General features: G+C 57.4%; 14 protein-coding genes. 12 read left to right on the top strand and 2 right to left on the bottom strand.

Annotation, left to right across the window (positions count from 1 at the left end):
* The 11 genes from ACFSW5_RS11245 to ACFSW5_RS11195 form a co-directional block, all read left to right on the top strand.
* On the top strand, positions 1 to 982 hold a 982-nt coding region (locus ACFSW5_RS11245; protein WP_379272779.1), incomplete at its 5' end, for a flavin monoamine oxidase family protein.
* 36 nt (positions 983 to 1,018) lie between these two features.
* Positions 1,019 to 1,537 (top strand): RidA family protein, encoded by a 519-nt coding sequence (locus ACFSW5_RS11240; protein WP_379272776.1) that lies wholly within the window; start codon positions 1,019 to 1,021, stop codon positions 1,535 to 1,537.
* 37 nt (positions 1,538 to 1,574) lie between these two features.
* On the top strand, positions 1,575 to 1,760 hold the full coding sequence (locus ACFSW5_RS11235) for a twin-arginine translocase TatA/TatE family subunit (RefSeq protein ID WP_379272774.1): 186 nt from the start codon (positions 1,575 to 1,577) through the stop codon (positions 1,758 to 1,760).
* 302 nt (positions 1,761 to 2,062) lie between these two features.
* Positions 2,063 to 2,602 (top strand): GNAT family N-acetyltransferase, encoded by a 540-nt coding sequence (locus ACFSW5_RS11230; protein ID WP_379272887.1) that lies wholly within the window; start codon positions 2,063 to 2,065, stop codon positions 2,600 to 2,602.
* 468 nt (positions 2,603 to 3,070) lie between these two features.
* Entirely contained in the window at positions 3,071 to 11,425 is an 8,355-nt protein-coding gene (locus tag ACFSW5_RS11225) for an S-layer homology domain-containing protein (protein ID WP_379272772.1), read from the top strand.
* Between the two features lie 251 nt (positions 11,426 to 11,676).
* Entirely contained in the window at positions 11,677 to 13,746 is a 2,070-nt protein-coding gene (locus ACFSW5_RS11220; RefSeq protein ID WP_379272769.1) for a helix-turn-helix transcriptional regulator, read from the top strand.
* 176 nt (positions 13,747 to 13,922) lie between these two features.
* The gene (locus tag ACFSW5_RS11215) at positions 13,923 to 14,738 is read left to right on the top strand and encodes a hypothetical protein (RefSeq protein ID WP_379272767.1); all 816 of its coding nucleotides are present in this window, start codon (positions 13,923 to 13,925) and stop codon (positions 14,736 to 14,738) included.
* Between the two features lie 24 nt (positions 14,739 to 14,762).
* Positions 14,763 to 16,952 (top strand): sensor histidine kinase, encoded by a 2,190-nt coding sequence (locus ACFSW5_RS11210; RefSeq protein ID WP_379272764.1) that lies wholly within the window; start codon positions 14,763 to 14,765, stop codon positions 16,950 to 16,952.
* 1 nt (position 16,953) lies between these two features.
* On the top strand, positions 16,954 to 17,589 hold the full coding sequence (locus ACFSW5_RS11205; RefSeq protein ID WP_379272761.1) for a response regulator: 636 nt from the start codon (positions 16,954 to 16,956) through the stop codon (positions 17,587 to 17,589).
* Between the two features lie 66 nt (positions 17,590 to 17,655).
* A complete protein-coding gene (locus ACFSW5_RS11200; protein WP_379272758.1) occupies positions 17,656 to 19,155 on the top strand; it encodes an amidase family protein in 1,500 nt (499 codons plus the stop codon).
* 23 nt (positions 19,156 to 19,178) lie between these two features.
* Complete coding sequence (locus ACFSW5_RS11195; RefSeq protein WP_379272884.1) at positions 19,179 to 19,280, top strand: hypothetical protein; 102 nt, start codon at positions 19,179 to 19,181, stop codon at positions 19,278 to 19,280.
* A gap of 87 nt (positions 19,281 to 19,367) precedes the next feature.
* Here ACFSW5_RS11195 and ACFSW5_RS11190 read toward each other — a convergent pair whose 3' ends face one another.
* Together ACFSW5_RS11190 and ACFSW5_RS11185 are read right to left on the bottom strand one after the other, a co-directional pair.
* Entirely contained in the window at positions 19,368 to 20,648 is a 1,281-nt protein-coding gene (locus tag ACFSW5_RS11190) for an ArsB/NhaD family transporter (protein ID WP_379272757.1), read from the bottom strand.
* 139 nt (positions 20,649 to 20,787) lie between these two features.
* Positions 20,788 to 21,696 (bottom strand): NAD(P)-dependent oxidoreductase, encoded by a 909-nt coding sequence (locus tag ACFSW5_RS11185; protein ID WP_379272754.1) that lies wholly within the window; start codon positions 21,694 to 21,696, stop codon positions 20,788 to 20,790.
* Between the two features lie 282 nt (positions 21,697 to 21,978).
* Between ACFSW5_RS11185 and ACFSW5_RS11180 the strand changes: the two genes are divergently transcribed.
* A complete protein-coding gene (locus ACFSW5_RS11180; protein ID WP_379272752.1) occupies positions 21,979 to 23,328 on the top strand; it encodes a glucose-6-phosphate isomerase in 1,350 nt (449 codons plus the stop codon).
* Positions 23,329 to 23,392 lie beyond the last annotated feature (64 nt).

Below are 23,392 nucleotides of genomic sequence, written 5' to 3'. Positions count from 1 at the left end.
AACGCCCGAGGAGAAGGAGAAGCTGGTCAATTATTTGAAGGCCGAAGGCGATCTGGACAAGGATTTGTTCTACAAAGGCTCCTCGCGGGGAGGCTACAAGGACGAGCCGGGATCGGGCCTCGATGCGGGCGTCCTGCGGGATCCGTTCAGCATGAAGGCGATTCTGAATTCCGGCTTCGGCAATTTCTTCAGCAGCGAATACAGCTACGACCAGCAGATGATGATGTTCCACCCGGTAGGCGGGATTGACGCGATTCCGAACGCTTTCGAGAAAAGGCTGAAGGGCGTGATCGAATACAACTCCGAGGTGACCGAAATATCGCAGGGCGAAAGCAGCGTCACGGTGAAATATAAGGACTTGAAAAGCGGGAAAGAGAAGACGGTTACGGGCGATTATTGCATTTGTACGATTCCCTTGTCCGTCCTGAAGTCGATCAAAGCGGACTTCTCCGCGGAGATGAAAAGCGCGATCGACAGCGTCAATTACGCCTCGGCCGGAAAGATCGGGTTGCAATTCAAGCGCCGTTTCTGGGAAGAGGACGAGCAAATTTACGGCGGCAACACGCTGACGAACATGGATATCTCGTCGATCTATTATCCGCCTACCCGGTACTTGGATAAGAAAGGCGTGCTGCTTGGCTACTATGCGTTCGGAGCGAACGCGGACAAGCTAGGGGCGATGTCTCCGCAGGAGCGGGAGAAGCACGCTTTGGCGCAAGGCGCCAAAATCCACCCGCAATATTACGACGAATTCGAATCGTCCTTCTCGGTGGATTGGAAAAGCGTCAAGTACAATCTCGGCGGCTGGGTGTCCTATACCGGCGACCAGCGGCAAACGATTTACAAGACGTTATGCAAGCCGGACCGCCGCGTCTATCTGGCAGGCGAGCATATGAGCTACATTACGGCGTGGATGGCCGGCGGTATCGAATCGGCCCGTTCCGTCGTGACCGAGATTCATCAGCGGGTGCTGCAGGAGTAGCGCTAAACGATCCTTGAGGAGAGAGGAAGGGGAAAAATGAGAAATTCGTTGAAAATCGCGACGGCGGCGGCGCTGCTTTCTTGTTTCGCGGGAGCCTCCGTGTATGCAGGGACCAAAATCATACAGAAAGTCGAATATTTCGGCACGCCGGCGTCTTCGATTTCAAGCGCGGTGGCCATACCGAAGGGCGTTGCGGCCTACTGGACAAGCGGCACCGTTCCGCCGCTGCTTAACAAAGAAGGGACCACGGTTTACGAACGCTACGGGGATACGAAAACGCAAGCCGAAGGCGTTCTGAAGACGCTGGAGGCCGGTTTGAAGGAACAAGGCTTGTCCTTGAAGGACGTCACTTATCTGCGCGTCTATATCGCGCCCGATGCGGCCAAAGGCGGCGAATACGATTATCAGGGCTGGTTCGACGCTTACGCGAAATTTTTTAATACGGAGGATAATCCGACGAAGCCTGCCCGGTCTACCGTCGGCGTTGCAAGTCTCGTCAATCCGGACTGGCTGATCGAGATCGAAGCGTTCGCTGCGTACCCGAAACAAAAATAAAACGCAAATCGCGTAACGACGAATGGAGGCTGCTCCCATGTTTCAAAATATCGGAATTCCCGGCTTGATTATGATTTTGGTTGTCGTCTTGATCATATTCGGCCCGTCCAAGCTTCCGGAGCTCGGAAGAGCGGTCGGGCGCACGCTTCACGAATTCAAGTCGTCCGCGAAGGAGCTGGTGGCCGATACGAAGGAAGAAGTCGTGTCCGAACAGAAATCGTAGCCGCCAATCCTTTTGCCGAAGAGAGGAATAGGGCGATCAATAAGCCTGCTGCACGGGGACAACAGCCCCGGTACAGCGGGCTTATAAGCTTCTCGACAACGAAGCGCAAACTGCGGAGCGTTGATTTTCCCGGCAGAAGCGCCCCGAATTCCGCGTTTAAAGCGGAATTCGGGGCGCTTTTTTTCTTGTAATCGGGAGTTAACTCCATTTATGATGGGATTGGAAAGTACCGGAAAGTCATGCGCAGCATGGAACGCGCTGCATAGAACAACGAATCGCGGGAGGAATCGAAATTGCCAACAATGGAAACGGAAAGGCTTTTGCTTCGACAGCTCAACCCAAGCGATGCCGAGCCGATGGAAAAGCTCATTAACGATTACGATATCGCGAGCACCACGCTGACGATCCCTTATCCGTACCCGAAAGGGGCGGCCGAATCCTTCATTCAGTACCGTTCCGAAGTGGCGCGCAAGGGAGGCGGCATTTCGTTTGCCATTGTGGACAAAGCGTCCTCCGGTTTTATGGGCGTTATCGGTTTGCATGTCGACCGTCCGCACAATCGGGCGGAGCTGGCTTATTGGCTCGGCAAGCCTTATTGGAACCGCGGATATATGTCCGAAGCGGCGCGCAAAGCCGTTGAATACGGCTTCCGGGATTTGAACTTGAACCGGCTGTGGGCGGCGGCGATGACTCGGAACCCGGCCTCCAGCAGGGTGATGGAGAAGGTCGGAATGCGCTACGAGGGAACATTCCGGCAGCATGTGCTGAAATGGGGCGAATACGAGGACGTCGCGTATTACGGGCTGCTGCGGGAGCAGTTTTTGGCGGGAGAAGCGCAATAGTCGCGGCTAGGACGAAAGGGAAGAAGGCCGGCACCACGCAGGGCCGCTATGGGGAAGAAGAATGCGGATTTCGCTTTGAGCTTGAAAAGGGAGCCGGAACGAACGTAATAACTATCGCGGTATGCGAACACGGGCCCGCCGATGAATAGACCGTCCAGGCCGCCGAGTAAATCTCGGCGGCTTTTTTGATATGTCCGCCGAATGGCGGGATGAACCTCCATTTCCTAATTCTTTTCCCGATTATTGGGATATAACTCTCTACTTTTCGGGAAATCGGATTCGATATGCTAGTTAGGCGTTAACGATCCGCGCGAAGGAGGGACTGGAGTAAAAGCAAAAGTTTACTTCCGGATAATATCTGCCGCAGATGTACTCATGTTATGTTCTTGGGGATTAAACGCCGCGCCCGTCAGTCGTTTTTGACAACGGCCTCGGCAACAAAAAATTAAAAGAAAGGAGTTTCTATTCTTGAAAGCCGCAAAACGAGAAGGGCGGCAAGCGATAGCCGTATTGCTGCTCGCCGCCCTATTATTCGGAAGCTTGACGCCGGCCGCAGGGCAGGCGCAACCGTTGCAGGACTCATCCCCTGTTGCCGCGGATTTCTTAACCGAACAAGGAGAATCCGTAACGGTAGCTGTCTACGACCATGACCATGCGGCCGAACCGTTGGCGCCTCCGGTGCTGGATGAGATGCCGTCCGTCAGCGCCGACACCTCGATTACGATCGGCGGCCGCGCCCTTCCGGGTACGGAGGTTAGCGTCTGGTATAAGCGGGATGACGAGCCCGAAGTTAGCGCAGGAGCTCCGGTTCAAGTCGAGGATGACGGAAGCGGGGACGGCCGCTTTAGCGTAACGATCGGACTGGACGCCGAAGGGACGTACGTGTTTACCGCGGAAGCCTTGGACGGGGAACAGCGGAGCGAACGGTCGTCTCCGATACAGGTGACGATCGATTGGTCGCCGCCGGGCGAGGTCCGCAACTTGACATGGACCTTGCTTGATTCCGATCGGGTGCAGCTGAACTGGGAGCCTCCAGAGGTATCCGATGGAGCAAACGCTTCGGATGCGCTGAAGTACAGGATTTATTCGGAAGATTATGTCGAGGTGGCGCTGACGGCGGACACTTCTTTTATCCTTGAAGGATTGGAAGAAGGACAGTTGCACCGATATATGGTAGCGGCGGTCGACCAAGCGGGCAACGAGTCGTCCGCCACGGAAGTGATGGTGGGAGCCTCGCCGGCCTCAGAGGTCAAGCTGGCCGATTTGACGGCAGACTTCTCGGATTCGGAGACTTCTACCGTTGCGATCAGCGCGGACGGGTCGACCGTGGTGTATGCCGACCGTTCAGCCGATTTGACCGGCTGGGAACTGTATGCGCTCGATACGAAGACGACGGAGAAGACGAAGCTGTCCATCACGGAGTTCGGGGCTCCGATCAACGGCGAGGTGTGGGACCTCGATGTGGACCGCACGGGCAACTCGATTGTGTTCGCCTCCAATGCCACGAACCTGCTGGCTTCCCCGGATAAGGACGGCGATCACATCTACTGGTATAACCGTGCCCAAAGAAATCTTCAATATATATCCTATTCTGGTGAAAAGGCGGAAGGCCCGTCGATAAGCGGAAACGGCTCGTTAGTGGCATTAACGATGGACGATCGTGTCTATGCCTACAGTCCGCTTACAAGGGAGCACATATTAGTAAGCCGTGCGCTTGACCCCGACGAGGACGGCAAAAGCGGCAGTCCGGCCATTAGCGGCAACGGGACGATTATCGCGTTCGCTTCCGACTCTTCGAATTTGACGGGTCCTGCGGGCGACGGGAAGGAGCATGCCGTTTACCTTTTTGAAACGGGCGCTTCTTCGATTACGGGGCGCTTCAAATCCAATGAATATCACGAAAGTTTGACCATCAGCGACGACGGCCGTTATATCGCGTATAACGAGTCCGCCGGGAGCTCTTCGCCCGGCCATCCGTATCTCTATGACCGCTCTACCGGAGAGATCGCCGATTTGAACGCAGGACGCAGCGAAACCGACGTAATGAATAAAAGCTACGGAAAGCTGAGTCTTAGCGACGACGGACGGTACGTGTTGGCTCAATTGTACGACGCCGAACCGGACGTGGAGGGGATGGGCCGCTATAACGAGCTGTTCGACACTCAAACGGGAGCCGTTACGGTGGTTGGAAACCCGGCGCTTCCTTCGTCCAACGGCGTCATGGACGGCACGGGAGAACGGCTGGTCTATGTCCGCGGTCAAGCTCTATACATGATGTGTACGTCGGACTGCGGAGACGTTGAACCGGAGAAGCCGCTGTCGTCCGCATTTTGGTCCGTGCCGACGTCGGCGTGGGTCGATGAGCAGCTCAAGCCGGGCAGTCAGTTGACCATTCAGGCTAGCGGCGAACACGGGCTGAGCATCCGGGCTGACGTATCGTACAAGGAAGGGGACGAGCCGAAAAATACGGTCCTGACTCTTCGCGAGGATACTCAAACCGAAGGCCTCTACAGCGCTCCGTTTACGGTAGGAGAAGGGATTACCGAACTGACGTCGATCTCCGTTGCCCTTCAGGATAATAGCCACTCTATAACGCTGGAGCGGCTTCCGGTTAAGGTGTCGGGGCTGCTGACGGTCGATATCGAGACCGAGCGGCGGCAACTGCTTTCCGGCGCCCGGTTGCTCGTGACGAAGCCAAATGCGCAAGTCTTCGAAATGGCGGTCGATCCGAATACCTTAAGCTACGCGATCCCGCTGGCGGCAGGCGAGCTTTACGCGCTGGAGCTGCAAGACGCAAGCGGGGCGATTCGGCTGGCCGAGCAGCGCGATATAACGATTTCGCATGCCGAGACGACGGCTGTAAAGCTAGTTCCTCATTTCCCCTCTTCGTTGACGGTCGCCGTTCATTATGATAAGCCGCCTGCCGAGCAGGCGATTGTCGAATTCCGGTCTGCGGCGGACGATACCTTGATCGCCGAAGTCAGGGCGGATCAGGACGGCAAAGCCCAATTGCCCGGTACGCATGAGGCAGGAGAGACCATTACGGTTAGCGTCCTTCCGCCCGCGGGATATGATGCCGCCGAACCGCAAACGGTGACGCTTGAGCTCGGGGGCAGTCAGCTAACGTTTGACCTGCGCCAGACGGCGGCAGCCGTTAAGGAAATGGCCGCTGTGTTTTCGCAGGTCGTCGGTTACGCCCCTTACCAAGCTGTCGTTATGGCAAGCGAGGCGAAGCTGACGGCTTCGGGCAAACCCGGCATGCGGCTGGAAGGCGAGCTTCTTTTGCAGCGCCTTCAAGATGACTCGTCGGTGCAAGAAGTGAAAAAAACGATTCCGATGACCGAGGTATCGCCCGGCAGCTATGAGGGGGTATTTCTTGTCGAGGAAGGAGATGTCCGTTACGAGACGGTTACACCGCTCGCGGACGGGATGCCGCTGGGAGACGCTTATCCGGTCGGGATGAATGTCGCGGGCAGGCTTCAGCTGAATATCGAGCTTCCGGAAGGAGAAGACTGGGCGGACACACTGGAGAGAGCGTCGGTCATCGTATACGACAACGAGTCCTCCTTCGGCTATTATAAGCGGGAAACGGCAAAAGCCGATCGACTCGTCTATACCTTCGATATTCCGCGCGAGAAGGCGACATACCGGGCATCCGTTCGTCCGGTCAACAGCTCGATGCTTGAAGCCTCGGCGGATGCGCCGGCGATCCGGTTTGGGAAAATCACCGAGGTGAAGGTGAAACCGAATTTTCGGATTCGGGTGACGGGTACGGTTGAAGGTCAGGATGACGATAGCAACTATGCAAGATTCGTATTGACGGATGCGTCCGGGGCGATTGCTGCGCAGGGCAGAGTATTTGGCCGTTACGACATTCGGCTGGATACCGAGGTCGGCAAGCTGTACCGGTTAACGCTCACGCCGGAGGATCCGATTTATGAGAGCCAGACGGTCGAATTTACGGCCGACCGGCTGGTAAAAGAGCTTCCGTTTAGATTTGCATATAAGGACCTGTACCCGGTTGAAGGGACGGTGCTTGGTCTGGACGGCAAGCCTGTCAAAAGCGCAGCCGTAAGCGCGGAGCTTCTGGGGACGCAGAAAATATTCAAGGTCTATACGAATGAAGATGGCGGGTTTGCGTTCTCTGCGCCGCTCGGCGAGCTGCGGTTTCGGGCGTCCAGCTACGGGACGAACGGCAAGCTTTCCAAATATGTGACGGTCCCGGTTTCGGAAACAGGTGCCGGCGATGTCGAGCTGCAACTTCTGGATTACGGGACGGTTGATTTTGATCTGTTTACGAAGCAGCAGGGAAGCACATGGCAGGGGCCGTTGGATATTGACAGCCGGACGGCCGCTCACTTCCAGACGAGATCTTCCCATGCGATTATCAGCTACGGCTCTCCGATGAAGGTTGCCGCGGTAGCCGGAGATACTTTCCGGATTTGCGTCAACGGCAGCCAGTCGCAGCTGCCTTCGGGCTGCCAGGAGGTCGTTATCGGAGATGACAACAAAGCGGCGGTGGAGATTCGGCTGGAATCTACCGGCGCGCAAGTGCTCACGGCCTTCAAGCAGGAGGACGGCTCCGATACGGGTTATGTGCAGCAGCAGCTGTACCGGTATGTCGATGACGGGCTTGTCCTCGATGAGTCGGTCGTGACCAGGCTGAGCGGCAGCTACCGTATCGGGCTGTCTCAGGCTGGACGTTACCGGTTGGTTGCGAAGGGCAAAGGCGGGTCCAGCGCGGAGATCGATTTCGATGCTTCGCTGGGGCTTCCGGTCGATCTCGGGGTCATTACGCTTCGGAAGCCGGGACGCTTCGCCGGGCAGGAAGGGAATTCCTTCTCGACGGCCTCCAATCTGACGACGCGGGACGGCAAAATCATCGCGCGTATATCCTATAAGAACGCCGGCAGTGAGGTCGAGGGAGCGGAATTTACCGTTCTGCTGCCGAAATCCATATCGTTGATGCCGGGGATGGTGAGCGTAAATGGCCAGCCGCATACGGACTTTGCACAGGACGGCCAGCTGTTGGCCGTGAAGGTGGGTACGATCGGCAAGCTGCAGGAAGGGAGCGTCCGTCTCGTTCTGGAAGTGGATGAAATACAGCAGCAGAGCAGCGTCGCGCTGCCGGCAGCGGTCCGCTATTCGGCCGAACAGCAGCAGCTGGAGGAGACGATCGGCACGGCGATTGTTCAAGTTGCGCAGGCGACGCTGAACGTTCCGGAGCTTGTCGTGAAGCCGACCTTTCAGGTTAGCGGCATCGCGCCGGCCAACTCCAAGGTAACGGTATTGGACGGCAGCGTCGCCGTTGGCTCGGCTCTCGTATCACCGGAAGGGACTTGGCAGGCAAGCATCACCCTTGCAGATTTAACGCATCGGCGGCATTCGATCCGGACGCAGGTGGAGGCAGGCGGCGTTGTTCGGGCGGGCCAAGAGGCGATCGTCCTCTATGACCCAAGCGATCCCGGATTGGAGGAGGTATCGATGCGCCAGCCGGACGGCCGGGTGCATACGTTCCGGACGGAGGACGGTGTGGCGATATTTCCATACGTTTATGTGCCGGGAAAACCGATTCTTTATGAGTTAACGTTCCGGGATCCGCAGCGCATATCCAATGTCGAGGTTTGGACCGGGAATACCCTCGCGGAAGCCCGTCTGGAGGACGGCGTGTTCAAGGCGGCGGTAACGCTGAAATCCGATCCTGGACCGATTGTGGTCACCTACAATAAAAAATCCGAACCGGGAGAGCTTCCGCCTCCCTATACGGAGCAGGAGCTGCGGAATACGCTGCCGCCCGAAATGCGCGATTTTGAGGTTCTGTCGGCCGTTCAGCCGAATATCGGCCAGACCTCGATCCAAACGAAGATCAGCCTGACGGACGATGTGGAGGTCACGGTTACGATTTCCAACGACCCGGCAGCAGGTTACGTCCCGACAACGGGCGATCTGCTATATGAACAGGAGACGGGAATTCCGCTTTACGGATCCTCCCTGTCGAGAAACTTCGGCAAGTCGTCGGCTTCGGCCACGATTACCGGTTATGTCCCCGTTTCATCTTCCCAGCTTACAAGAGCGGCTAGCGTAACCGAGCTGAAGGCGATCAAAATTATAATTGATATCGCCGGCAAGGGAACCCAGGGCATCGACTTATACAATGCCATTAAAGGGCTCATTACTACCGGGCCGATCGAAAGAGCCAACAGGGCTTATGAGCTGGCGCAGAGCATTTGCGACGAGCGTGCGCGCGAGTACTATATGAGCTATGCCATGGAGATCAAAATGGACATTGTGTTCAGTGAAATTATTAAAAATTCGCTGAACGTGGTGAGTACGGTTGCGCTCCCCGGCTTGCCGGGCTTGATCTTTTGGCCGGAAACGGTGTGGGCGGGCAAGAAGCTGGACGACGTCGTCGAGAGAGAATTAAACGACATCGAGTTTTATTTGAAGCAGTGGCTTGTTATGCCGTGCAAGGAGATAAAACCGCCGGGCCAGCCGCCGGTCGCGAAGCCGGGCTTTATCCTTGATCCGAGCGGCTATGTGTATGAAGGACTCCCTGCGAACCGGATTCCGGATGTAACCGCCACGGCACTCCAGTGGAACGAAGACAACCAAACCTGGGACGTTTGGGATGCAGAGTGGTACGAACAGCTAAATCCGTTGTTGACCGACATGAACGGACGGTATGCTTGGGATGTGCCTCCCGGACAATGGAAGGTTAAGTTTGAGAAGGACGGCTACTTGACCGCATACAGCGACGAGCTCGAGGTGCCGCCTCCCCAGCTTGACGTGAACGTGCCGATGGTATCGACCGCTCCGCCCGAGGTGAAGGCGATTGCTGCCGAACCGGGCGGAGCACGGATTGTGCTGCGCTTTACGAAGCCGGTTCGGGCCGATTCGCTCGTTGACGAGGCGATTCTGGTCACGAAAGGCGGGGAGGAAATCCCTGGAGCGCTGCAGGCACTCGAACCGGTGCCGGGAACGGATGACACGCTGCTGGCTATGGCTGCGGTGTTCATGCCGGATCAGCCTTTAACGGTTGGCGAGACCTATTCGGTTGCGTTAAATACGGCCGTTCTGAGCTATGCGGGGATCCCGCTGTCAGACGTCTTCACGCAGGAATTGCTGATTGAAGGCGAAGACCTGACGCCGCCTGGGGATGTGAGCGGGCTTGCGGGGGGCTTATCCGGGGAAGCGGCTTCGCTGATGTGGAATCCGCCGGCGGATATGGATTATGCAGGAGTAAGCATCCGCTGGAAGGAAGCAAGCGAGGATGCCTACGGCGAGCCGCTTGAGATCGGCAGGACCCAAAGCTGGGCCGTCATCGACGGATTGTCCCAAGATAGGAGTTACGATTTTCTGGTTACGGCGAAGGACGAGTACGGCAATGAATCTGCCGGCGTTACCTGGAGCTGGACAGCCAAAGATCGGTCGAACGATACCTCGGCGCCTTCCGCCGTAGCGAATCTGCAGCTGAGCCCGGCCGGAAGAGGCAAAATCGCCGTCTCGTGGAGCAATCCGATGGCGCCCGATTTGGCGAAGCTTCGTATCGGCTGGCAGGCGGAGGAGGACGCCGGTTCGCCCGCAGGCTCTGCGGAGGTGGCCAAAGATCAAACCGCGTATATCATTACGGGCTTGAAACAAGGCGCAGACTATCGCGTGTTCGTGGTCGCTATCGACGAGAAGGGCAATGAATCGATCGCTTCGGAAGCCGTCGCCGCAGCCGGTTCCGGAACGGGCGGAGGAGGAAACCCGCCTTCCGGCGGGGGACAAACGCCGCCGGGCGACGACGAGACGCCTCCGGACGGCGGAAGCGGCTCCGTGTGGCAGATCGGCAAGGAGGGCGGCGTCTTTGAAGCTTACGATGGCCGGCTGACGGTTACGGTACAACCGAACTCGTTCGGGCAGGGCATAGACATCTCCTATGGGGTGACCGACGAAACAACCGGTCCGTTGAACGAGTCCTATACGAAGCTGTCTCCGACCTACCGCTTGAACGGCGATCCCGGGGAATTGACAGCCGCCATTGAGCTTGCGCTTGGGTATGACCCGGCGCTTGAACCCGGCATCGATACGCGAAGGCTCGGCGTTTATCGCAAAGATGCAAGCGAGCCGTCCGGCTGGGCTTACGCGGGCGGCTTGGACGAAGCATCCGGATCGGTTCTTCGCGCCTCCGCTGCGGCTTGGGGCGAATACGCGGTACTGCTCTACAAGCACTCGTATGACGACATGACATCGCATTGGAGCCGTGCCGAAGTGGATGTTCTAACCAGCCGTCATCTGGTGACCGGGACATCGGACCATCGCTTCGAGCCTAACCGCCTTGTGACGAGAGCCGAGATGACGAAGCTGCTTGTGGAAGCACTGAAACGAACCGGCTCGCCGCTGCCGATAGCAGATTCGGATGATCGTAACGCACGTTTCGCGGATGTACCGGAAGACGCTTGGTATACGGCTTATGTCAAGGAAGCTGTGAAGCTTGGGCTTGTACAAGGCGCGAACGGACGCTTCCGGCCGCAGGACCCGGTAACCCGGGAGGAGATGATGGTGCTGTTCGCCCGCTTCGCGCAGCTTGCGGCAGGCTTGTCGGCCGATACGGCCGATGACGGCGCGTTAAGCCGGTTCGAGGATGCGGATGAGCTATCCTCATGGGCGCGCAAAGCGGCGCAGCTGTCCGTTTCGCGAGGTTGGGTCACGGGCGTGACGGAGACCGCTTTGCGGCCGAAGGGCAAATCCACCCGAGCCGAAGCGGCGGTCATTTTGCTGCGGGTGATGGACGATCTTGGCTTTATTCGAGTGAAAGCTTCGAGCCGTTCTTCATTCTAGGTCAAACGAGAAAGAACAAGAAGCCGGTGCCGTTCCAGCGTGAACGGCCGGCTTTTTTTTACGGTATCTTATGCGGGCCGCATTCGGTTGAATCATATTGTGCCGATCCGATTGGCATCCGAAGGCGTGATCTCGTCATTCTTTCTTCCCGATCGTGATTCTTCCAAGGCCTGGGAAAAGAGGAAGTGCCGGCCCGGGCCGCGAAATAGTTAACCAGTAAATTGGAAAATGAATGGGAGAAGGGTAAAAGTATGGGTCAAATTTATAGCCCAATCGATGAACGGGAGCGGTATTTCGTTGTCGGCCGGGACGAGGAGCTGCGGCGGTTTCGCTGCCTGCTGGATGAAGCCGGCGGACTGGACGGCCGGATGCGCGCCGTGCATGTCTATGGCACCGGAGGCGTCGGAAAAAGCACGCTGCTTCGGGTATTCCGGAATGAAGCGCAACTCGCGGGGGCGCATTTCCTGCTGCTGGACAGCCGGGATTTTGTTCATACGGAGCAAGGGATTGCGGAGGCGCTTCTGCGTCAGACCCGCGAACAGCTTGGATCTTTGGCAGCGGCCGATGCCACAGGCGGCTTGGGCTTGAATGGATGGCTTGAGGCGATAGGACGGCTTGCGAAGATCTCGCCAGTAGTCGTGGCCTTCGATACGTTCGAGGAGATGGCGGATATGGAAAATTGGCTGCGCGAGCGGTTGTTCGCTTTTCTTCCGGAACGGACGATTGCGCTGACTGCCGGCCGCCATCCGCTGCAAGGCGTATGGACGTCGTCTCCCGCCTGGCGGGAGAAGCTCGTGCAGCTGCCGCTTCGGCATTTGAACAAATCGGAGTGCGGGGAATATTTGACGCGTTTAGGCTCCGGCGGAGAAGAAGCGGCCGAGCGGATCTGGCGGCTGACCAAAGGGCATCCGCTCGCCATGTCTCTCGCGGCCGCCGCGCAAGCCTATATGGCAGGGGAACCGTTGACGGCCGGGGCCGACTGGTTCGAACAGGCGGCCTCGTTGTGGATGAGGGAGGTCCCCGACCAGGAGCTGCGCAATGTCGTGGAAGCCGCTTCCGTGCTTCGGCATTTCAATCAGGAGATGTTGTCCTTCGTGATGGAAGAGGAGGTAGCGCCGGACGTATTCGACCGGTTGACATCGCTTTCTTTCGTTCACCGGTCGGATCGGGGCTGGCGGCTTCACGATTTGATGCGGGAGACGACGAGCGCCAGGCTCAAGCTGCGCTTGCCCAACCGGTACAAGCGGCTGTGCGAGCGCGGCGCCGGCTACTACGCCGATGCGGTATGGGCCGCAAGCGGCCGGAGACAAACGGGATGGGAGGTCGGCGAGCTGTTCCGCTATGTCGGCGCGGACGTGCTGCGCGCGTTGTCGGCGGAGCCGTCGCAAAGCTCTTTCTACTGGGAGCCGGTAACGGAGACGACGCTTTCCGAAGCGGCCGCTTATATTCATTGCCGCCAGCATTGGACGGAAAGCATCTCGGGCGCCGGCGTCGATCCGGAAACCGGGGCGTCGTTTCGGATCGAGTATTCGGCGGAAGAGATTCGCTGGAACGTCGCTCTCGTAGACGTACGGCGGTTGTTTGAGCTGGATAAGGATTCGATCAAGCTGCTGAGGGATCAAGACGGCCGCGCGTGCGGCATCGCCGTATTTATCCCGTTTCATGAGGGGACCGTCGAATATATGGAAAAGGAACCGATATGCGGGCCCTATTTGGCGGGATTGAAGCCGGAGGATAAAGCGTCGCTCCATGCGCCGCGGGAACGGCCGGCGGGCTGGTTCATGCGGGTAATGGACTTCGAGGACGTGCTGGACCCGGATATGCGCAAGGAGGCCATCGATTTGATTTACGCCTATTTGTGCTCCGGCGGCATCGTCGTATGCTCCCCTTACCCGTCGGGGATTAGCCGCAATGCATACCCGGGTTTTGGCTTTTGTACGGCAGAGCATGCGTATCACTTCAATTACGACGGCAAGACGGCAACGCCGACCTATGTGCTCGATACGAGGGGAGACCGGCTTCGCGGCTTTTTGGAAAGTTTGTTTCAACAAGCGGGGCTCAGGTGGCAGCCCGGCGGGAGCGCAGACGTGAAAACCGGGAACGCCGACGGGGCCGCCAAGCGGAAAGAAGCCCTCATGAGCCTGCTGACGAAGCGCGAGAAGGAGGTAGCGGAGCTTGTGCTGGCCGGCTTTTCCAACAGCGATGCCGCCAGCAGGCTGTTCATCTCCGAGGTCACGGTTAAGAAGCATTTAAAAGCGATTTATGCGAAGCTCGGCGTTCATTCGCGGATGCAGCTTGCCGGCAAGTTGATGACGGACTGACGCGGCAATACTTCCGCTTTCGCTTTGCCGCGTTACCTGCATGATCGCATATTCGCTTGTCCCGACAAATCCCGGCCGTTTTTCCTATTGAACCGGGATGCGCTCTCTGCAAACCGGGAAAACGTCTCTGGTAAGCTGAATGCATAATAGTCAAATCATAAAACGGAGGCGTTACAATGAAAAACGAAACAAGAGGTACACGGATTTTGGCAGGGATCGTATTTCGTTTTTTTGCCGTTGTCTTTGCGGCTGCAGGGCTTATCATGCTGCAGGGGTTGTCCGAAGGGCTGGAGCCATGGATTCGTTCGTTTATGGCCTCGACGCCGCTCCCGGAGGAATTGAGATTTCATGCCGCGTCTCATGGCGCGTTGATCGGCATTTTATTCAGCTTTAGCCTGCTGGCCATGCTGCGGTCTCCGCTTGACAACCCGCTGCTGCTTCATTTCTATTTCGTCGGGCATCTTATTTTCCTCGGCACGCTGCTGCTGACGGATCCGGCGCTGGCCAAGCAATCGTTTTTCGTTTTTATTTTATTTGCCGCAGTGCTCGCCGTTTTGTTTGCCGCGTATCCGAAACGGCTTGAGATGCTCCGCCCCCGCGAACCTAAAACGATCAACCGGCCGTTACTAATCATGAGCGGAATCGCGCTTCTGGGACTGCTTCCTTTCATGATCCAAGGGGTCGCCGGGCAAATCGGCGATGCGCAAATGCAGTTTCGCTGGGGAGAAGGCACCGCGCTTGGCTTATCGCTTCTTTATGCCGGGTATTTGACGGCCACCTCGCGCGCCGGAGCCCGCACGCTGGGGATTGTTCAAGCGCTTGCCTATCTATACATGGGAGCCGCTTCGATTACTCTGCCGGACTATCCGGGCAGCTGGGGGATAGCCGGCGGGGCGGCGGCCATTGTATACGGTCTCGTCTACGGCGTTGTCGTGCTGCGGCAGCTGGCGCCCGGCTCGTCATTAAGCAACCCGTATTCGATTCAACGATAAGCAGACTGCAAAAAGGTGAGATTCATGGTCATATCGAAAATCAATTCGCTGCTGCGCGATCCGCCGGACGGCCGCCGCCCATTAAGGGGGCGGTCCGCTTTGCGTTGGGGCGCTTTCGTGTTATGCGCGGCGTACATCGTGCTGTTTCTTTGGAAAATCCCTTCATACTACGTCTACTTAAGAGACGTCTGCCTGCAAAGCCGATGCGAATTCAGCGCCTTGACTCCGCTTCCCGCGGACGCCGTTTTCCGGCTGGGACTTTCGAACGGCGGTTTTGCCGGGCTTTATACGGCCATTAGTTTGGCCGATTTCGCCGTCTATTTTTTGACCGCGGCCGTCATATTGCGCAAAAGACCGAAGGAGCCGTTGTCCTGGATTGCCGCAATCGCGCTGATTTCCTTTCATACTTCGGGCTTTATCGAGCTTCAATGGGCGCAGCTGGGGTGGGCGGCCAGCTTTATGAGCGACTTGTCGACCTTGTCCTTTGTCCTTTTTCTAACGCTGTTCCCGAACGGGAAAATCGTCGTCAAACCGATGTTTTGGTTTGCGGTTGCGCTGGCCGCAGCCAGAAGCATCGCTTGGTACTTTCCGGACCGGCCATGGGGGGCCGCCCAGTGGCCGATCTGGCTGACGCTGCTGTGGATGCTCCTGTTGTACGGCACGATTATTTGGAATCAATGGATCCGTTATCGCGTATATGCCGAAGTGGAGGAGAAGCAGCAGACCAAATGGGTCGTGTTCGGTCTAAGCTTGTCGATAACGGGGCTGCTTGCCGTATCGGCCGCTCCTTTGCTGTATGACCGTCATTTTTATGAAACGGCCTCACCCGAGGCGATGCTGGCGCTGGATGTCGCCGTCCTCCTCGTCATGCTGCCGATCCCGGTTACGCTTGGCATCTCGATGCTGAGAAAACGGCTGTGGGATATCGATCCGATCGTCAACCGGACGCTCCTGTACGGCTGCCTCAGCGCAGCCGTCGTAGCGACGTATTCTTTGACCGTTTGGTACCTTTCTTATCTTTTCCGTTCGGACCCGGGCATGATCTCCTCGCTGATCGGCGCGGGAATTGTGGCCGTCGTGTTTGCCCCATTGAAGGAGAAGCTGCAGCGCGGCGTGAACCGGCTCGTCTACGGGGTTCAGACCGATCCCTTCTCCGTTCTGGAAAAGCTCGGGAACCGGCTGAAGGAGCCTTCGTCTCCGGAGGCCGTACTGGATCTCGTTGTCCGAACCGTAAAGGACTCGCTTCGCCTTCCTTATGCCGCCATTCACGTGACGCATCAAGGCGAAGCGCAGCGCATGGCTTCGGCCGGATTCGAGGCAGGCGGCAAAGTATCGCAGCTTCCGCTGGTCGCCGGCGGGCAAGAGCTCGGCTCCTTGCTCGTATGCACGCGCGGTCCGGAGGAAAGCTTTAGCGATGCGGACTGGAAGCTGCTGAACATCCTCGCGCGCCAAGCGGGGGTTGTTGTGCAAGGCGTAAAGCAAGCGATGGACATCCGGATGCTGCTGGGCGATTTGCAGGAGATGCGGGAGCAGCTTATTTTTGCAAGGGAAGAGGAGCGAAGGTCGATCCGCAAAAATCTTCACGACGATATTGCGCCGCGATTGGCGGCTATGCGTCTGACCTCCGATCTGGTCGTCGATTGGATACGGAAGGATCCGAATAAAGCCATCGACATTATGAACAAGTTCAAGCAAGACATCGGGGAAACCGTAAACGAAATAAGAGGGATCGTTTACGATTTAAGACCGCAGGCGCTGGATGAGCTTGGACTAAGCGGAGCAATCGGACAGCGCGTCGAACAGCTTCTGCAGCTGCAGCGGGTGAAGGATATCGCGGCGGCCGAGCCGCTTCGGGTGGAGCTGGATCTGCCGGAGCAGCTGCCCCCGCTGCCGGCCGCGGTCGAGGTAGGCGCTTACCGGATCGTGACGGAAGCGATGCTCAATGTCGTAAAACATGCGCGGGCGAGCTTTTGTTTAGTCCGGATCGTCCTCATGGAGGGTGACGGCATGATGAAGATCGACATTGTCGATAACGGAGTCGGACTTGGCGCAAGCCCGGCGCAGCAGGAAGGCGGGCTCGGCTTGTTCTCCCTTCGGGAACGGGCCGAAGAGTTGGGAGGCCGCTGTACGATTGAGAGCGCCGAAGCGGGCGGGACGCATGTATCCGCGGCGCTGCCGCTGCGAGCGGGAATCGTTAAAGGGAAGGAGGTTTAAAATGCTGCGTATTTTGCTTGCCGACGACCATCCGATGTTTCGGGAGGGGGTTCGAAGCATTCTGGAGAACGCCGAGGGCCTGACGGTCGTAGGCGAAGCGGCAACGGGAGAGGACGCGGTGCGTTTGGCCCTTGAGCTGAAGCCCGATATCGTGGTGATGGATATACGCATGCCCGGACTGAACGGGATTGAGGCCACCGCGCAAATTCGGTCGGCCGAACCGCAAATCGGTATTCTGATCTGCTCGATGTTCAAGGACGACGCCTCGGTCATTACGGCCATGAAAGCGGGCGCGCGAGGATATATTCTAAAGGATTCGGACAGGGACGATATCATTCGGGCCATCTGGGCCGTTGCTTCCGGCGAAGCCATCTTCAGCGGCGACGTCGCGGCCCGCATGATCGATTTCGTTACGAGACCGACGCATCGCCTGGATTCGTTCACCGAGCTGACTTATCGGGAAAGAGAGGTGCTTGGTCTGGTCGTCGAAGGGATTTCCAATGCCGAAATTTCAAAGCGTCTCATGTTAAGCCCGAAGACCGTCTCCAATTACATGACGAATATATTCAACAAGCTTCAAGTTTCCGACCGGGCCGAGGCGGTCGCCAAGGTGAAGGAGGCCGGGTTGTCGGGCTAATTCCGCAAAAATAGAAACGAGGGTACTTTTTGATGCCGGGGCTTGGACGGCGGGAAGGAGAAACGGATGACTGACTCCGTAATCGAAAAATGGCTTTTGGAAGCAAGCCTATTAGACTTGCAGTCGGCGATGGAGAACGGGGAGCTCAATTCGGAGAAGCTCGTGCAATGGTATTTGGACCGGATTGAACGTTACGACCGATTGTTAAACTCGATCTTGGAGCTAAATCCGGACGCGCTCGAGCTCGCGAGAGAGCTTGACCGTGAACGCCTAACGGCAGGGAGCCGCGGACCGCTGCACGGCATTCCGGTCTTGCTCAAGGATAATATCGGCACGGCGGACCGGATGCATACGAGCGCCGGGTCGATTGCTCTGGCGAATTGGCATGCGGAGCGGGATTCCGGGGTCGCTGCGCGGCTAAGAGCGGCCGGCGCCGTATTCCTCGGCAAAACGAATATGACGGAATGGGCGAACTTCATGTCGTCTACGATGTGGGCGGGCTACAGCTCGCGCGGCGGATTGGTGCTCAATCCGCACGGTCCGGGCGAGCTGTTCGTCGGCGGCTCCAGCTCGGGGTCGGCTGCCGCCGTGGCGGCTCATCTGGCGGCGGCCGCGGTCGGAACGGAGACGAGCGGCTCCATTATTAGCCCTGCCAGCCAGAACAACATTGTCGGCTTGAAGCCGACGGTCGGTCTGGTCAGCAGATCGGGCATCATTCCGATCAGCATAACCCAGGATACGGCGGGTCCGATGACAAGAACGGTGACGGACGCGGCCGTTATGCTCGGCGTTATCGCAGGATCCGACGAGCGGGACGCGATGACCGCCAGCGCCGACGTTCGCAAGCATGCGGATTACACTGTTTTTTTGCGGCGGGATGGCTTGCGGGGGGCTCGTATCGGCATTCCCCGCTATTATTATGGAAAGCTGGAAACCCATCGGCTTGCCGTGGCGGAAGCGGCCATAGAAGTCCTTCGGAAGGAAGGCGCGATCCTCGAAGACCCGGTGGAGCTTCCTTGCGAACGGACGGAATGGGATGCGAACGTGATGCGCTACGAGTTCAAAAAGGGGTTAAACGATTACCTTGCCGGCCTCGGCGAAGATCAGCCGGTTCGGAGCTTGAAAGAGCTGATCGCCTACAATGAAGCGAATGCGGAGCGGGCGCTTCGCTACGGGCAGGATGTGCTGCTGTGGGCGGAAGAGACAAGCGGAACGTTGACGGAACCCGAATATTTGGCGAGTAAAGCGCTCAACCGGGAGATGGCCCGTGCTCAAGGTATCGATTATGCGATCGATGCGCATCGGCTTGACGCCTTGCTTATACTCGGCGACGAGGATTTGAACGACGTGGCCGCTCGGGCGGGTTATCCGTCGATTACGGTCCCGGGAGGTTATGCGGAAGAGGGCCTCCTCGATCCGGGCGGGTACAATACGAAAGGGCCTCAAGGGATGACCTTTATCGGCAAAGCGTACAGCGAGCCGACGCTGCTGCGGCTGGCCTATGCGTTCGAGCAGGCGACGCGGCATCGGCGCTCTCCCATACTGAAGCCGTCGGATGAAAAGTAAGACCATTTCGAGGCTGCGACGACATTGACGCCTGCCGTTTCAGCAATCCAAGATTGACGACGATCAGGCAACATAAGGACCGGGTCGGGCAGCTGGCGGCCCGATTGCTGACCGACCTGATCTGAACAGCCCATAAACGGAACAAGCGCTCCATACCCGTCGGAAGACGAGACATGGAGCGCTTTTTCGGTTTTGCGGCGCGTACCGGTAGGCTACAGCAAATAACGCAAATAAATATAAACGCTGCATATCGCAATGGACAAAAGCATGAGCGGGAACCCGATTTTCAAGTACGGAACGAACCGGATCGGGTATCCTTCCTTGCCGGCCAGGCCCGCGACGACCAGGTTGGCGCTGGCGCCGATCAGCGTGCCGTTGCCGCCCAAGCAAGCGCCGAGCGCAAGGCTCCACCATAACGGCTCCAGATCCGTTACGCCCATCCGGCCCATTTCCTGGATCATCGGAATCATCGTCGCGACAAACGGGATATTGTCCAGGAAAGAGGAAGCGATAGCGCTAAGCCACAGAATAAGCATCGAAGCCGCCACCGGATCGCCGCCGGTCCACTCCACCGCCCTCGAGGCAAGCTCGGCGATGACGCCCGTCTCCTCCAGGCCGGACACCAGCACGAACAGCCCGACAAAAAAGAAAATCGTCGTCCATTCCACGCGGGTGAGCGCTTGCTCCATCCGATGCTCGCCCGCAAAAAGCAGCAGGACGAAGGCGCCGGCGAGCGCCACCGTCGCCGATTCGATATGAAGCGCTTGGTGCAGGAAAAAGCCGAGTATCGTCAGCCCCGTAATCGCAAGGCACAGCTTCATCAGCTTGCGGTCGGTGATAAGTCCTGCCGTTTCCATCCGCATAATGCCCGCTTTGCGTTCCTCCGTGGTATGGAGCCGTTTGCGGAACAGCAGGACAAACAGCGGGATATGCGTTAACAGCACGATGAGAACGACCGGCGTCAAATTTTCGATGAACGCCATAAAGGTCAGCTCTTCGACGGCGCTGCCGATCATAATGTTCGGCGGGTCGCCGATCAAGGTGGCCGTCCCCCCGATATTGGACGCCATAATTTCCGCCAGCAAATACGGAATCGGCGTCACGCCCAGCTGGCGCGTAATGCTGAACGTAACCGGCACGATGAGCAGGACGGTCGTCACGTTGTCCAGAAAAGCCGATCCGATCGCGGTAATGCAGGTCAAGGCGACGAGAATGCGCACCGGTTCGCCTTTGGCGCGTTTGGCGGCCCAGACGGCGACGAATTTGAACAGTCCGGTATCGGCCGTAACGCTGACGATGATCATCATGCCGATCAGCAGGCCCAGCGTATTGAAGTCGACGTGGTGCAGCGCGGTTTCCTGGTCGACGATGCCGAACGCCACCATGACGACGCCGCCCAGCATGGCGAGAATCGTCCGGTGGATTTTTTCCGAGATAATAAGGGCGTATACCACGAGGAAAATAACGATTGCATAATAAGCTTGCGGTTCCATAGCTCCCCCTGAAGTTTGCGGCATAGTTGAAAAACAACAGGAGGAGCCCGTCTTTGACAGGCTCCTCCCAGACGTGCGTATGAAATTCAATTGCCATTATAAAAGAGCTTCCGGCAGTTGTAAAGGCCGTACCGGCCGGCTACTTTTTGGCCGCGTTGACGCTTTCGCTGAACTTGCGGCCCGTCCATTGCTCGTACGCTTGGGCGACACTGCACATATCGAGGCCGGACAGCCCCATCGTTTCGCCGATGACGAACAGGCTTTTGGCCGCTTCGAGCATCGGGGTCGGCACGTTCATCTGATCGGACAGCACCGAAGAAAGCTTCAAATCCTTCAGCATAAGCGCCAGCGAAAACTGCACGTCGTAATCGCCTTGCAGCAGCTTGTCTCCCTTCAGCTCCGCCTGTTTGCTGCCGGCGCTGCCGGCTTTGACGAGCTCAAGAAATGCGCTGCCGTCGAGGCCGCCGCTCGTCGCGATCGCCAGCCCTTCGGATAACGCGGCAATATTGATGCCGACAATCGTGTTGTGGGCAAGCTTTGCAACCGCTCCGGTACCGTTCAAGCCCATCGGGATGATTTTGGTGCCCATCGCCGAAAGAACGTCCTCAACTTGCTTCAGCGTTTCGGACTCGCCGCCGACCATAAAAACGAGCGTGCCGGCATCGGCGGCCGGTTTGCTGCCGGTAACCGGCGCATCGAGAAACTTCCCGCCGCGCTGCTCCACCTTGTTCGCCAGTTCCCGAGCCAAGGACGGCGAGATGGTGCTGCTGTCGATGACGACGACGCCCGGGCGGACCGCTTCGAGGACCCCCTGCTCGCCGAAGTAGACTTCGCGGATCGCGTCGTCGTTGCTGATCATCGTTAGGATCACGTCGGCTTCGGCTCCGGCTTCGGCCGCCGAGCCAGCTTCTTTCGCTCCGAGCTCCAGCAGCCCTTCGGCTTTGCCCGGAGTCCGGTTGTAGACGGTGACGCCGTAACCTTTGCGAATGAGATTGGCGGCCATGCCGTAACCCATGACGCCAAGCCCGATAAATCCGATTTTTTTCATCATTTTTTCCTCCTTGCCGTCATCCTTTCGGATGCAGAAGCTGGATGCGCAGCGTTATTGGGAAACGATTACATCCGCGTAATATCCGGTTTTTTGCTGCGGCGGCATCGATTTTATCGTTCCGGTATAAAGGAACTTTATCCTTATTATAAAGTTTCTTCATTGATTTTTCATGGCTTAAAAACTTGTTTTTATAAGTCAAATTCGCTATTCTTAATTGCAGCGCGCAATCAGCGGACGTATTGTTTTTTTAATTCAAGCCTGTAGGAGGTCAATTAAGCAATGAGTAAAACGGTAAAATTCGACTACAGCAAAGCGCTTGCCTTTGTTGGTCAACATGAAATCGACAACCTGGCTCAGCCGGTTAAGCTTGCCCACGAGCAACTACATAACGGAACGGGAGCCGGATCGGACTTCCTCGGATGGATCGACCTTCCGGTTAACTACGATAAAGAGGAATTTGCGCGCATTCAACAAGCCGCCAAAAAAATCCAAGGCGACTCCGACGTGCTGGTCGTAATCGGTATCGGCGGTTCGTACCTCGGCGCGCGCGCCGCGATCGAAATGCTGTCGCATTCGTTCTACAACATGCTGCCGAAGGAGCAGCGCAAGACGCCTCAAGTGCTGTTCGCCGGCAACAACATCAGCTCCACTTACGTAACGCACCTGCTTCAGCTGCTGGAAGGCCGCGACTGGTCGATCAACGTCATCTCCAAATCCGGCACGACGACCGAGCCGGCTATCGCTTTCCGCATTTTCCGCGAAGAACTGGAAAAGAAATACGGCAAGGAAGAAGCTCGCAAACGCATTTACGCCACGACGGACAAGGCGAAAGGCGCCCTGAAAAAACTCGCGACCGAAGAAGGCTACGAATCGTTTGTCATTCCTGACGACGTAGGCGGCCGTTATTCGGTGCTGACCGCAGTAGGCCTTCTGCCGATCGCGACTGCCGGCATCGACATCGAAGCGATGATGAAAGGCGCTGCCGACGCTTCCAAGGAATACAGCAACCCGAACCTGGCGGAAAACGAAGCTTACCAATATGCGGCTGTCCGCAACGCTTTGTACCGCAAGGGCAAAGTAACGGAAATTCTCGTCAACTACGAGCCGAACCTGCACTACGTGTCGGAATGGTGGAAGCAGCTGTACGGCGAAAGCGAAGGCAAGGATTACAAAGGCATCTATCCGGCATCCGTTGACTTCTCGACGGACCTTCACTCGATGGGTCAATTCATCCAGGAAGGCAACCGCAACATTTTCGAGACGGTTATCCAAGTAAACGAAGTGGCGGAGCACATTACGATCGGCCATGACGAGGACAACCTGGACGGCTTGAACTTCCTGACGGGCAAGACGATGGACTTCGTCAACAAAAAAGCGTTCCAAGGCACGCTGCTTGCGCATACGGACGGTCAAGTACCGAACCTGATCGTGAACATCGCAGACATGACGCCTTACACGTTCGGCTATCTCGTATACTTCTTCGAGAAAGCTTGCGGCGTCAGCGGTTACCTGTCGGGCGTTAACCCGTTCGACCAACCGGGCGTGGAAGCGTACAAGAAAAACATGTTTGCGCTTCTTGGCAAACCGGGCTACGAGAAAGAAAAAGCCGAGCTGGAAGCGCGGCTGTAAGCGCCGCTTGGCGAATCAAGCGCGGCGCGGGAGAAGGAGCGGCTTCGGCTGCTTCCGGCTTCCG

The sequence above is a fragment of the Paenibacillus thailandensis genome, assembly GCF_042685365.1.
GTDB classification, from domain to species: Bacteria; Bacillota; Bacilli; order Paenibacillales; family Paenibacillaceae; genus Paenibacillus_AP; species Paenibacillus_AP thailandensis.
The sequence above is the reverse complement of the archived record's forward strand: the minus strand, read 5'-3'. Positions and strand labels throughout refer to the sequence as shown.

Bases quoted from the DNA above. Each gene is read 5' to 3' on its own strand.
- ACFSW5_RS11210 (WP_379272764.1), top strand. From the start codon at position 14,763: ATGGTCATATCGAAAATCAATTCGCTGCTGCGCGATCCGCCGGACGGC.
- ACFSW5_RS11220 (WP_379272769.1), top strand. From the start codon at position 11,677: ATGGGTCAAATTTATAGCCCAATCGATGAACGGGAGCGGTATTTCGTT.
- ACFSW5_RS11240 (WP_379272776.1), top strand. From the start codon at position 1,019: ATGAGAAATTCGTTGAAAATCGCGACGGCGGCGGCGCTGCTTTCTTGT.
- ACFSW5_RS11200 (WP_379272758.1), top strand. From the start codon at position 17,656: ATGACTGACTCCGTAATCGAAAAATGGCTTTTGGAAGCAAGCCTATTA.
- ACFSW5_RS11215 (WP_379272767.1), top strand. From the start codon at position 13,923: ATGAAAAACGAAACAAGAGGTACACGGATTTTGGCAGGGATCGTATTT.
- ACFSW5_RS11185 (WP_379272754.1), bottom strand. From the start codon at position 21,696: ATGAAAAAAATCGGATTTATCGGGCTTGGCGTCATGGGTTACGGCATG.
- ACFSW5_RS11180 (WP_379272752.1), top strand. From the start codon at position 21,979: ATGAGTAAAACGGTAAAATTCGACTACAGCAAAGCGCTTGCCTTTGTT.
- ACFSW5_RS11235 (WP_379272774.1), top strand. From the start codon at position 1,575: ATGTTTCAAAATATCGGAATTCCCGGCTTGATTATGATTTTGGTTGTC.
- ACFSW5_RS11230 (WP_379272887.1), top strand. From the start codon at position 2,063: ATGGAAACGGAAAGGCTTTTGCTTCGACAGCTCAACCCAAGCGATGCC.
- ACFSW5_RS11205 (WP_379272761.1), top strand. From the start codon at position 16,954: ATGCTGCGTATTTTGCTTGCCGACGACCATCCGATGTTTCGGGAGGGG.
- ACFSW5_RS11190 (WP_379272757.1), bottom strand. From the start codon at position 20,648: ATGGAACCGCAAGCTTATTATGCAATCGTTATTTTCCTCGTGGTATAC.